Genomic DNA, 12,050 nt, shown 5'->3' on the forward strand with positions numbered 1-12,050 from the left:
CCTGTTCTGCCTTTTCATTTCATCTACCCGTATGCTCCCAACTTCTCCCACCCGATTGGTACAGCTGGCCTCCGGCCTCGCCCTATGCAGCACGCTGGGGCTGACTTCGGCCCTGGCCCAAACCAAGCCCACGGCGGCCAATACCCTTACCGTGCAGGTAAACAAGCCCGGCGCACCCGTATCTAAGAACATGTACGGGCTGTTTTTCGAGGACATCAACTTTGCCGCTGACGGAGGCCTCTACCCCGAGCTGGTTAAGAACAAGTCGTTTGAAATTCAGGGCCAGCACTTCATTGGCTGGAACGCTATTCGCGGCGCGGCGGCCCTGCAGGCCTACACCGTCAGCAGCGACAAGCCCATCAGCGCGACCAATAATCATTTTGCCCGCCTGACAGTGGCCACGGCCAGCCCCGACGCGGGCATTACCAACGAGGGTTTCCGCGGCATGGGCGTGAAGCAGGATGCGGAGTATACTTTCTCGGTGTACCTGCGGCGCGGCGCGGGCAATGTAAGCGGACTGACCGTGACTCTGGAAGAGGAAGGCCCGCGCGGCCCGGGTCCGGAAGTCGGCTCCTCGGGCCGCATGCTGGCCCAGACCCAGCTTACGGGCCTCACCGGGGAATGGAAAAAGTATACGGCCGTGCTCAAGTCGTCGGGCATGGCGAATAAAGCCCGCCTGAAGCTGACCGTGAACGGCACGGGCACCGTGGATATCGACGTGGTGTCCTTGTTTCCGAAAGACACCTGGAACAAGCGCGCGAACGGGCTGCGCACCGACCTGGTTCAGCTGCTCAAGGATATGCAGCCGGGCTTTTTACGCTTTCCCGGGGGCTGCATTGTGGAGGGCCGCACCCTCGCGGAGCGCTACCAGTGGAAGGAAACCATCGGGGAGGTAAACTCGCGCGTACCGCTGATCAACCGCTGGAACATGGAGTTCCGCCACCGCTCGACCCCCGACTACTACCAGTCGTTCGGCCTGGGCTTCTTCGAGTACTTCCAGCTTTCGGAAGACATCGGCGCCGAGCCCGTACCGATTCTGAACGTGGGCATGGCCTGCCAGTTCAACTCCTCGGAATTGGCCCCGCTGACCACGGCCGCCGGCGGCCCCAGTGCCAGTGAGGCCACGGGCCACAACCACGCCGACGACCCCACGCTGGAAACCTTTATTCAGGACGCGCTGGACCTGGTGGAATTTGCCAACGGCCCGGCCAGCAGCCCCTGGGGCGCTAAGCGCGTGGCTATGGGCCACCCCGCGCCGTTCAACCTGAAGTACATTGGCATCGGCAACGAGCAGTGGGGCCCCCAGTACCTGGAGCGTTACGAGCCCTTCGCCAAGGCCGTGAAAGCCAAATACCCGGGTATCAACATCGTGAGCAGCGCCGGACCGGCCCCCGAGGGCGACTTGTTCGACAAAGCCACCAACCGCCTGCGCGAACTCAAGGCCGAGGTAATCGACGAGCACTATTACGCCAGCCCGGAGTGGTTCCGCAACAACGCGGGCCGCTACGACAACTACCCAACCACGGGCTCCAAGATTTTTGCGGGCGAGTATGCCGCCCAGACGGTGGGCATTGCCAGCCCCGACAACAAGAACAGCTGGGACACGGCCATTTCCGAAGCCGCCTTCATGACCGGGCTGGAGCGCAACGCCGACAAGGTGGTCATGGCCTCCTACGCGCCCATGCTGGCCCACGTAGATGCCTGGCAGTGGACGCCCAACATGATTTGGTTTGACAACCTGCGCTCCTACGGCACGCCCAACTACTACGTGCAAAAGCTCTACGCCCTGAACAAAGGCACCACCATGCTGCCCGTGCAGCGCGCCGACAACGGCAAAAATGGTCAGGACAACCTGTTCAGCAGTGCCGTGGCCGACGACAAGACCGGCGAAATCGTGGTGAAGCTGGTCAACTACTCCCCTACCGCCCGCCCCGTGGCCATCAACCTGCAGGGCGCCAAGAAGCTGGGCAAAACCGGCAAAGCCACCGTGCTGACCAGCAATGACCTGAACGCCGTCAACTCCCTGGACCAGCCCCTGAACGTGGCGCCCAAGGAGGAGTCGTTCAAGGTAGGCGCGGCCAACGTGACGTATACCCTGGCCCCGCACTCTTTCACGGTGCTGCGCATTCCGGGCAAGCGCTAAGCTATGGGCTTCGTTTGTATGAAAACCGTACTACCATCTGCGGCCAGCCTGCGCCGGCTGGCCGCCACTACCCTGCTGCTGGTGCCCTTCGGGGCGGTGGCCCAGGCCTTGCCCGAACCCGTGGCGGGCAACCCTATTATTAAAGACAAGTACACGGCCGACCCGGCTGCCCTGGTGCACAAGGGCACCGTGTACCTCTACACCGGCCACGACGAAGCCCCGGCCCGGCAGGACCGCTACGTGATGCACGACTGGCTGTGCTACTCTTCCCAGGACATGGTGCATTGGCAAGAACACCCCTCACCGCTGCACGTGAAGGCCTTTGCCTGGGCCAAGGACGACGCCTGGGCCTCGCAGGTGGTGGAGCGGGGCGGCAAGTTCTACTGGTACGCGGCCGTGGAGCACGGCAGTATTCCGGGCAAAGCCATTGGCGTGGCCGTATCCGACAGCCCCACCGGCCCCTTCGTCGATGCCCGGGGCTCGGCCCTGATTACCAACGACATGACCACCGAGGCCAAAATCAGCTGGGACGACATCGACCCAACGGTTATTGTGGACGACAAGGGCCAGGCCTACCTCTACTGGGGCAACACGATCTGCTACTGGGCCAAGCTCAAGGCCAACATGACCGAGCTGGACGGGCCCATCAACAAGGTGACCACCCTGCCGCGGTTCACGGAGGCGCCCTGGGTGCACAAGCGGGGCAACTGGTATTACCTGAGCTACGCGTATCAGTTTCCCGAGAAGATTGCCTACGCCATGAGCCGCAGCATCGAGGGGCCGTGGGAGTTCAAGGGCATTCTGAACGAGGTGGCCGGCAATTCCAACACCAACCACCAGTCCATTATCGACTTCAAAGGCCAGAGCTACTTCATCTACCACAACGGCAGCATACCGACCGACGGGGGCTCGTTCCGCCGCTCGGTGTGCATCGACAAGCTCGAGTACAACAAGGACGGCACCATGAAGCGCGTCGTGATGACCACCGAAGGCGTGAAAGCCGCCAGGTAGCCAGCTAGGGCCAGCAGAAAATAGAGCGTCGTGCGCAGCAGTGCTGAAGCGCGACGCTCTATTTTTGCGGGTACTCTTACTTTGTTTCCCTTCCTCATGTTAAAATTCGCCCTCAGTTGCGCACTGCTCCTGGGCATCCTGGCGCCGGTTATGGGCCAGCAGCCTGCTCCCATCGTCATCGAGACGCAGCACGTGAGCCTGGTGCTGGCCGTGGGCAATAATCAGCGGCTGTACCAGACGTATTTGGGTACCCGGCTGGCCAATGCCCAGGAGTACCAGCAGCTGCCGCAGCGCAACGAGGCCTACGTGCCGGCGGGTACCGACAACCTGCTGGAGCCCGCCCTGCGGGTCGTCCACGCCGACGGAAACCCGTCCCTGAGCCTGGCGTTTGTCGAGCAACAATCCGCTAAAATCAGCGCCGACGTTACCGAAACCGTGGTTCGGCTGCGCGACCCGCAGTACCCCGTGGAAGTGCTGCTGCACGTGGCGGCCTACTACGAGGAAGATGTTCTGAAGACCTGGACGGAAATCCGGCACCAGGAAAAAAAGCCCGTGGTGCTAACGGCCTACGCCTCGTCTATGCTGCACCTGAATGCCCGGCAGTACTGGCTCACCCAGTTTGCGGGCGACTGGACCCGGGAAGCCGGCCAGGAGGAAAGTCAGCTCACCAGCGGCATCAAGGTGATGGATACCAAGCTGGGCACCCGCGCCGCCTGGACCCAAACGCCCGTTTTCTTTCTGGGTCTCAACCGGCCGGCTACTGAAACCAGCGGCGAGGTACTGGCCGGCACCCTGGCCTGGACGGGCAATTTCCGGTTTGCTTTTGAGGTGAGCTCCGTCAATACCCTGCGCCTGTCGGCGGGCATCAACCCCTACGCTTCCGAGTACACGCTGCCCGCCAAGCAGACCTTTACCACGCCCGCGTTTATTTACACCTACAGCACCCAGGGCAAAGGGCAAGCCTCACGGAACCTGCACCGCTGGGCCCGCCGCTACGGCGTGCTCGACGGCACCCAACCCCGCCTGACGCTGCTCAACAACTGGGAGGCCACGTACTTCGATTTCGACGAGGCCAAGCTGGACCGCCTCATGGGCGACGCGGCCAAGCTGGGCGTAGACTTATTTCTACTCGACGACGGCTGGTTTGGCAATAAGTACCCGCGCAAAGACGATACCCAGGGCCTGGGCGACTGGCAGCCGACCCACAGCAAGCTACCCAACGGCGTGGGTCACCTGGTGCAAACGGCCGGCAAAGAAGGCATCCAGTTTGGCCTCTGGATAGAGCCCGAAATGGTGAACCCGAAGAGTGAGCTGTATGAAAAGCACCCCGACTGGATTCTGAAGCTGCCCAACCGGCCCGAGGACTACAGCCGCCAGCAGCTCGTGCTGGACCTGACCAACCCCCGCGTGCAGGACTTTGTCTTTTCGGTGGTAGATGAGCAGCTCCGGCAGAACGTGGCTTATATTAAGTGGGACTGTAACCGCATGATTACCAACGGGTATTCCAAGTACCTGGGCAAAGACCAGTCCCACCTCTACATCGACTACGTGCTGGGGCTCTACCAAGTATTGGATCGGGTGCGCCAGAAGTACCCCCATGTGCCCATGATGCTTTGTTCGGGCGGCGGGGCCCGGGCCGACTACGGCGGCCTTCGGTACTTCACCGAGTTCTGGCCTTCCGACAACACCGACGCCGTGGAGCGAATCTATATCCAGTGGGGCTTTTCCAACTTCTTCCCCGCCAACACACTGGCCAGCCACGTGACCAACTGGAACCGGCAGCACTCCATCAAGTTCCGCACCGATGTGGCCATGATGGGCAAGCTGGGCTACGACCTTGAGGTCAGCAAAATGACGCCCCAGGAACTGCTCTACAGCCAGCAGGCCGTGCGGGACTACAAGCGCCTGAGCCCGGTTATCTGGCAGGGCGACCAGTACCGCCTCCGCTCCCCGTACGAAGGCAATCAGGCCGCGGTGCTCTACGTAGATGAAGCCAAAGCCAAGGCCGTCCTGTTCGGCTACAACCTGCACACCCGCAGCAACGAGCAAGTCCTGCCCGTCCGCCTGCAGGGGCTCGACCCGGCCCGGCGTTACCGGGTAACGGAAATAGGTCTGATGCCGGATACCAAATCCGAACTGGCCGCCAACGGGCACACGTATTCCGGCGACTACCTGATGCAGGTCGGTATTGCCGTGGGCCGCTATAATGCCCCGGCCCTGACCAGTCATATGCTGGAGCTGACGGCTGAGTAAAAGCCTGCTACAGGTTGAAAGTTACCACCAAAAAAGCCTGCTCTAGTTGAGCAGGCTTTTTTGGTTACCCGTAACATTGTTCCGTGGTTTAGTGCACCACCACCCGGGTTTGCTGCACCATCTCGCCCTGCGTGAGGCGCACCAGGTAGAGGCCCGGGGCCAGGGCGGCCGTGTTCAGCGTCAATGGGTTGCCGCCCGCGGCCAGTTCCGCCGCCTGGCTGTGCACCGGCCGGCCCAGCATATCGAGCAGCTGCACCTGGGCGGGCCCGCGGTGCTGGGCTTCTACCTGCAGGCTCACCTGCTGGCCCTGGGCTACGGGGTTCGGGAAAGCCCTTAGCCACAGCTCCGTCTCCGCCTTGTTTTTGTTCGACAGCACAATGCGCGACAACACCCAGCGCTGGGCGGGCTCAAAGCCGTTGTCGTCCCATAAGTTGACCGGCGCACCCGGGGCGGGGCTGCCAAAGCCAACTTCCAGCACCTGCGAAACGCCCTGCGCATTGGCCGAATTCTTAAGCGTGAACTTGTAGCGCCCATTGCTGTTGGGGTCGGTAATAAACCACCGCTGGGCGTCGTCGTTGGCCGCCAGCAGCACGTTTTGCTCGATGCGGGTGCCGGCTACTTTGCTCAGCCCCACCGGCTGCAGGTACATCACCGTGCCTTTGTGGCGCAGCTTGTAGGAACCGTCGGCTTGCAGCTCGAAAATAAAGCGCTGGGCATCCAACCCATTGTCGCCCCACTGGCCCACCGTGGCGCCAGCGTCGGGAGAATTCAAGTTGACATCCAGGCACAAGGGCGTGCCGGCTGGTACCCCGAAAGCCTCGGCCGAATTATCGGCCACGACCCCGTAGTGGGTTATTTTGTAGGTGCCTCCGTTGGTGATGGGCCCTTGGGCGTGGGCGCCCAGGCTGAGGCCCAGTAAGCCAAGAGCAGTGGCGAATCGGGTGAGTAGTGGTTTTTGCATGGGAATTGTTGGGATGAGTGTGAATGAAGCGTATGATTAGGATCGGCTCTGGAGACGAAGAGCCGGGGGCCGGGGCCCAACAGATTTGTTGAGTAATGATAAAGTAATTTGCAATTAACACAAACGATTGTGCTAACTTTATTTCTCGGAACACGCTTAATTGCTTTCAGCTACAGCTCCCTAATGGGCTGTGGGAAGTGGTATACCCGCCTTCGCAGGCAGTGTTGGCCTCTATAGCTAGGGTAGACTCCGTTGCAATCTGACACTATGAATACACAATCGTTTACGCATTTGCATCGCATGAAGATCTGTACGCTTGTTCTGCTGCTGGCCAGCTGGCCGCTGTTGCTCCGGGCCCAGACTGCCCCAGCCCTTATTGCCGCCCACGACCCGGTCATGATGCGGCAGGATGGCACGTATTATATGTATTGCACCGGCCCGGGCATTGCAGTGTGGTCGTCGAAGGACCGGCAGACGTGGACCCGGGAGAAGCCCGTGTTTGCTACCGCCCCGGCCTGGGCCACGCAGGCGGTTCCGGGCTTCAAAAACCACATCTGGGCCCCCGATATCTCCTACCACAACGGGGTATACTCCTTGTTTTATTCAGTGTCGGCCTTTGGCAAAAACACCTCCTGCATCGGGCTGGCTACCAATACAACCCTGAATCCCAAGTCGCCGAACTATAAGTGGGTCGACCACGGCCGGGTGGTGCAGTCGGTGCCGGGGCGCGACATGTGGAATGCCATTGACCCCAATCTGATTCGGGACGAGGCCGGCACGCCCTGGCTGTCGTTCGGCTCGTTCTGGGACGGCATCAAGCTGGTCAAGCTGCGTGCCGACCTGACGGCCCCGGCCCAGCCCGAACACTGGCGTACCCTGGCCCGGCGCCCCCGCGACCCGAAGCTCAACGATTCGCTGCCCGGCGACGGCGCCATTGAAGCCCCCTTTATTTTTCGCAAAGGCGCTTACTATTATCTGTTTACCTCGTTTGACTACTGCTGCCGGGGCCCCCAAAGCACCTATAAAATCATGGTGGGCCGGGCCAAAACCGTGACGGGCCCCTACCTCGACCAGGCCGGCGTACCCCTCGACCAGGGCGGCGGCACCCTGGTGCTGGCCGGCGACAAAAACTGGTTTGGCCTGGGCCACAACTCCGTCTACACCTTCGACAACCAGGATTACCTGGTCTTCCACGGCTACGACGCCGCCGACAAGGGCCACTCCAAGCTGCGCCTGGAAAAGCTCAGCTGGAACCCGGCCGGCTGGCCCGTAGTACAGCCTTAAGCAGTTAGGAGCAAGTTGCTTAGCGCGGCAACGAAGAGCCGCCTTTTTCTCAGGCAGCCGGCCCTCCTACTCAGATACTTTCCTGCGCCCTGCGTAGCTTCCTTTTCAAGACGTCTTTCCTTTCACCTTTCCTCCTATTCTGTGAACACGCCAACCACTGCCCCCGCCGAACTCAGTGTCAACACCATTCGCCTGCTCTCGGTAGACATGGTGCAGGCAGCCAACTCCGGCCACCCCGGCCTGCCCCTGGGCGCCGCGCCGATGGCCTACGTGCTGTTTTCGCGCTTTCTGCGCTTTAATCCCCAGGACCCCAAGTGGCCCAACCGGGACCGGTTCGTGCTGTCGGCCGGCCACGGCTCGGCCCTGCTCTACAGCCTGCTTCACCTCTACGGCTACGACGTGTCGCTCGACGATCTGAAGGCGTTTCGCCAGATGCACTCTAAGACGCCCGGCCACCCCGAATCGAACCTGACGCCTGGCGTGGAAGTAACCACGGGCCCGCTCGGGCAGGGCTTTGCCAACGGCGTAGGCATGGCCATGGCCGAAGCGCACCTGGCTGCCGTTTACAACAAAGAAGGCCACGTACTGCAGGACCACTACACCTACGCCATTGTCAGCGACGGCGACCTGATGGAGGGCATTGCGGCCGAAGCCGCTTCGCTGGCTGGGCACCTGAAGCTGGGCAAGCTCATCTATCTCTACGACGACAACGACATCAGCCTCGACGGGCCCACCAACCTTTCCTACACGGAAGATGCCCTGGCCCGTTTCAAGGCCTACGGCTGGCACACCCAGCGCGTGGCCGACGGCAACGACCTCGACGCCATCGAGGCCGCCATTCAAGCTGCCCAACAGGAAACGGAGCGGCCGTCTATTATTTCGGTTAAAACCATCATTGGCTACGGCAGTCCCCAGGAAGGCACCAGCAAGGTGCACGGCTCGCCCCTAGGCGCCGACAACCTGAAAAAGGCCAAAGAATTTTTCGGCTTTGACCCCGAAGCCACCTTTGTCGTGCCCGAGGAGGTGCGTACCCACCTGGCGGAAGCCGGGCAGCGCGGCGCGCAGCTTCAGGCCGAATGGCAGCAGCAATTAGAGGCGTACCAGCAGAAGTATCCGGCAGAGGGAGAGCTGTTCCGGACTTCCTTCGCGGGAGAGCTCCCCGCGGGCTGGGACGCCTCGCTGCCCGTTTTCACCCCCGCCGACGGGGCCTTGGCCACCCGCCAGGCCTCGGGCAAGGCGCTCAATGCGCTCAAGCAAACCGTGCCTTTCCTGTTCGGGGGCTCGGCCGACCTGGCTAGTTCCAACGAAATGCCCACCGGCGGGGACGCGAGCTTCCAGCCCGGCTCGTATGCGCACACCAACATCTGGTTTGGGGTGCGCGAGCACGCCATGGGCGGGGCCATGAACGGCATGGCCCACCACGGCGGGGTGCGCACCTACGGCGGCACCTTCCTGACGTTCTCCGACTACATGCGCGGGGCCATCCGCCTCACGGCCCTGGCCGAGTCGGCGGCCACGTTCGTCTTTACCCACGACAGCATCGGGCTGGGCGAAGACGGCCCTACTCACCAGCCGGTAGAACAGGTAGCGGCCCTGCGCACCATTCCCAACATTGTGGTGCTACGCCCGGCCGATGCCAACGAAACCGTGGAAGCCTGGCGCGTGGCCCTGACCACGCCCAAGTCGCCGGTGGTACTGATTTTGTCGCGCCAGAAGCTGCCGGTGCTGGATCAGCAGAAGTACGGCTCGGCCCGGGAGGGCGTGGCCAAGGGCGGCTACATCCTGAGCGAAGCCCAGGGTGGTGAGCCCCAGCTGATCTTGCTGGCCACGGGCTCGGAAGTTGCGTTGGTGATGCAGGCCCAGGAGGTGTTGCAGCAGCAGGGCGTGCCGACCCGCGTGGTGAGCCTGCCCTCGTGGGAGCTGTTTGAAAAGCAAAGCAAGGCCTACCAGCAGCAGGTATTGCCGTCGGCGGTGCGCAAGCGCGTGGCCGTGGAGGCGGGCTCCCCCATCGGCTGGCACAAGTACGTCACCGATGAAGGCGCCATTATTTCCATGAACCGCTTCGGCGAATCGGGCCCGGGCGAGGCCGTGCTGGAGTACTTCGGCTTCTCGGTGGACAACGTGGTGAAGCAGGCCCAGCGGGTGTTGCTCGGGGAGCCCGAAGAAATTGAGCCCAAGGAAGTGCTGTCGTAGCCGGCAGCTTAATTTCGGCCCTAAAAAAGCCCCGCGGTACTGGTACCGCGGGGCTTTTTTAGGGCCGAGTCAGACGGGTTTATTTACCGACCGTCACTTCCGGCGCTTTGCGCGAAATCAGGTCGACGTCGGTGAGCTGCTGGGGAAACCAGACCGTCATTTCGCCCTTGCCGCGGTTGGCCCAGGCGTAGTACGGAATGGCCGTCAGCGTCTGGCGGGTGGTGCTGATGCTAGTGGTGGCCGCATCAACCTGCACGGCGGGCACGGTGGCCTGGAGCTGCATGATGCCGTTGAGCACCTGGGGTTGGAAGCTCGTGGTAAAGGTCGTGGCCGCGGGCACAATGAGGTTACTGGCTTTGCCCTGGTTGTCTTTCCACTCGGCGCAGTACACCACCGGGCCGCGCTGCAACGCCACCTTGCCCAGGTCGTCCTGCACTTTGGGGTGGGCCACCACCTGACGCACGTCCATGGGCAGCTGTACTTCTACTACGTCGTTTTGGCGCCACTTGCGGCTGAGCACCGCGTAGCCGTTGCGGGTGGTGTACTCCGTGGGCTTGCCATTCACCTGAATAGTGATTTTGGGCGTTTCGGAGGAAGCAAAGCGGTACAGGTCGGACGGCACGGCCTCGCCCCGGGCCCAGCCGGGCAGGCGCACGAGCAGGTTGAAATCAGCTGTAGCCGCTTGGTTTACCGTGAATTTGAGGTTGCCCTGCCAGGGGTAGTTGTGTTGCTGGGTGATGCGCACGGGCTTGTTGTTGACCCGCAAGTCGGTGGTGCCGCTGATGAAGAGGTTGGCGTACACGTCGCGGCCGCGCTGGGCATACACGTAGCCCGGCAAGGACGGCATAAGGCGGGCCAGGTTGGTGGGGCAGCAGGAGCAGTCGAACCAGCCGGCCCGGGCGGGCTCGGTCTGGGGGAAGCTGGCGCTGTTTTTAATCTGCATGGCATTGGAGTAGAAAAACGACTTGCCATCCAGACCCACGCCCGAAATCAGGCCGTTGTAGAGCACCTTTTCCATGATGTCGATGTACTTGGCCTCGCCGTGGAGCTGGAACATGCGCTGGTTCCAGTACACGTTGGCCACCGCGGCGCAGGTTTCGTTGTAGGCCGTGGTGTTGGGCAACTCGTAGTTGGCCCCAAACCGCTCCCCGCCCGGCACCGCGCCCGTGCCGCCGGTCACGTAGAGCTTCCTGCTGACCATATTTTCCCAGATACTGTCCACGGCGGCGAGCAGCTGCTGGTCGCCGGTGAGGGCGGCCACGTCAGCCATAGCCGAGTACAGGTATTCGGCCCGCACGGCGTGGCCCTCAGCTTCTTTCTGGGCCACCACGGGCTTGTGGTCCTGCCAGTAGGAGCCGTTGCGCCATGGGTCCGGGCTCTTGGGGTCGTACTGGTAGTGGCCGCGCTGGTCGAGGAAAAACTTGGCCGTGCTCAGGTACTCGGGCTTGCCCGTGACGCGGTAAAGCTTTACCAGGCCCATTTCCACGATTTCGTGGCCCGGGGCTACGGCCCGCTTGCCCGGCCCGAAGACCGAGCACACCAAATCGGCGTTTTTCAGGGCAATGCCGAGCAGGTTTTTCTTACCGGTGGCCTCGTAATGGGCCACGGCGGCTTCGTAGAGGTGGCCCGAGTTGTAGAGCTCGTGACTCAGTTCCCGCTCCTTCACCCAGCGCTCGGGCCCGGCCCAGTTGTGGGGGTGGGCCGGGTCGATGGTGCGGGCCGTGTAGAGGTAGCCGTCGGGTTCCTGGGCCGCGGCCACTTTCCGGATCAGCTCGTCCATGTACTGGTCCAGCTTTTCGTCGGGATAGAGCTTGAGCGAGTACGCGGCGCCTTCGATGGTTTTGTAGATGTCGGTGTCATCGAAGGGAAAGATGGTGGCGAACTTGCCCTGCCGGGCGGCGGCCATTTCGAAGTTCTTGACCCGGTTGGTCGCCTCGCAGCGCTGAAACGAGGCCGGAATCGTCACCTCGGTGTTGGTCTTGAGGCGCGGCAGCCAGAACGAGTCGGCCAGCTTCACCTGGGTAAACGACACGGCCTGAATCGGGTAGTCGGAGCGTTTAACGGCCTGGGCCCAGGCCGGCGCACTGAGCATACCGGCCAGCAGCAGAGAAGGAACAAGGGTTTTCATGGTAAAGGCAAAAAGGTAAAAATGATGCTTGGAGCCAGAAGCTGGTTCCCCTTCTTATTTTCAAGGAGGGGTTGGGG

The 12,050-nt window shown here is 62.1% G+C and carries 7 protein-coding genes; 5 read left to right on the forward strand and 2 right to left on the reverse strand.

Annotation, left to right across the window (positions count from 1 at the left end):
• Nucleotides 1–31 precede the first annotated feature (31 nt).
• The 3 genes from E5K02_RS06770 (at nt 32) to E5K02_RS06780 (ending at nt 5,407) form a co-directional block, all read left to right on the forward strand.
• Nucleotides 32–2,143 carry an alpha-L-arabinofuranosidase C-terminal domain-containing protein gene (locus E5K02_RS06770; RefSeq protein WP_135393319.1) on the forward strand — a complete coding sequence of 704 codons (2,112 nt, stop codon included), beginning with the start codon at nt 32–34 and terminating at the stop codon, nt 2,141–2,143.
• 18 nt (nt 2,144–2,161) lie between these two features.
• Nucleotides 2,162–3,154 (forward strand): glycoside hydrolase family 43 protein, encoded by a 993-nt coding sequence (locus E5K02_RS06775; protein WP_135393321.1) that lies wholly within the window; start codon nt 2,162–2,164, stop codon nt 3,152–3,154.
• Between the two features lie 96 nt (nt 3,155–3,250).
• Nucleotides 3,251–5,407 carry an alpha-galactosidase gene (locus E5K02_RS06780; RefSeq protein ID WP_135393323.1) on the forward strand — a complete coding sequence of 719 codons (2,157 nt, stop codon included), beginning with the start codon at nt 3,251–3,253 and terminating at the stop codon, nt 5,405–5,407.
• Between the two features lie 88 nt (nt 5,408–5,495).
• On the opposite strand, the gene E5K02_RS06785 is transcribed toward E5K02_RS06780, so the two are convergent.
• Nucleotides 5,496–6,368 (reverse strand): RICIN domain-containing protein, encoded by an 873-nt coding sequence (locus E5K02_RS06785; RefSeq protein ID WP_135393325.1) that lies wholly within the window; start codon nt 6,366–6,368, stop codon nt 5,496–5,498.
• A 300-nt stretch (nt 6,369–6,668) separates the two neighbouring features.
• Between E5K02_RS06785 and E5K02_RS06790 the strand changes: the two genes are divergently transcribed.
• A complete protein-coding gene (locus tag E5K02_RS06790) occupies nt 6,669–7,652 on the forward strand; it encodes an arabinan endo-1,5-alpha-L-arabinosidase (protein WP_135393327.1) in 984 nt (327 codons plus the stop codon).
• Nucleotides 7,653–7,793: 141 nt separating this feature from the next.
• Entirely contained in the window at nt 7,794–9,845 is a 2,052-nt protein-coding gene (gene tkt / locus E5K02_RS06795; protein WP_262709835.1) for a transketolase, read from the forward strand.
• A gap of 79 nt (nt 9,846–9,924) precedes the next feature.
• Here tkt and E5K02_RS06800 read toward each other — a convergent pair whose 3' ends face one another.
• Entirely contained in the window at nt 9,925–11,973 is a 2,049-nt protein-coding gene (locus E5K02_RS06800) for a glycoside hydrolase family 127 protein (protein WP_135393329.1), read from the reverse strand.
• Nucleotides 11,974–12,050: the final 77 nt, after the last annotated feature.

This window comes from Hymenobacter metallicola (genome assembly GCF_004745645.1).
Lineage (GTDB): Bacteria > Bacteroidota > Bacteroidia > Cytophagales > Hymenobacteraceae > Hymenobacter > Hymenobacter metallicola.

What these genes read in the sequence shown, in the direction of transcription:
- E5K02_RS06780 (WP_135393323.1), top strand. Translation starts at nt 3,251, where the DNA reads ATGTTAAAATTCGCCCTCAGTTGCGCACTGCTCCTGGGCATCCTGGCG.
- E5K02_RS06790 (WP_135393327.1), top strand. Translation starts at nt 6,669, where the DNA reads ATGAAGATCTGTACGCTTGTTCTGCTGCTGGCCAGCTGGCCGCTGTTG.
- E5K02_RS06775 (WP_135393321.1), top strand. Translation starts at nt 2,162, where the DNA reads ATGAAAACCGTACTACCATCTGCGGCCAGCCTGCGCCGGCTGGCCGCC.
- E5K02_RS06800 (WP_135393329.1), bottom strand. Translation starts at nt 11,973, where the DNA reads ATGAAAACCCTTGTTCCTTCTCTGCTGCTGGCCGGTATGCTCAGTGCG.
- E5K02_RS06770 (WP_135393319.1), top strand. Translation starts at nt 32, where the DNA reads ATGCTCCCAACTTCTCCCACCCGATTGGTACAGCTGGCCTCCGGCCTC.
- E5K02_RS06785 (WP_135393325.1), bottom strand. Translation starts at nt 6,368, where the DNA reads ATGCAAAAACCACTACTCACCCGATTCGCCACTGCTCTTGGCTTACTG.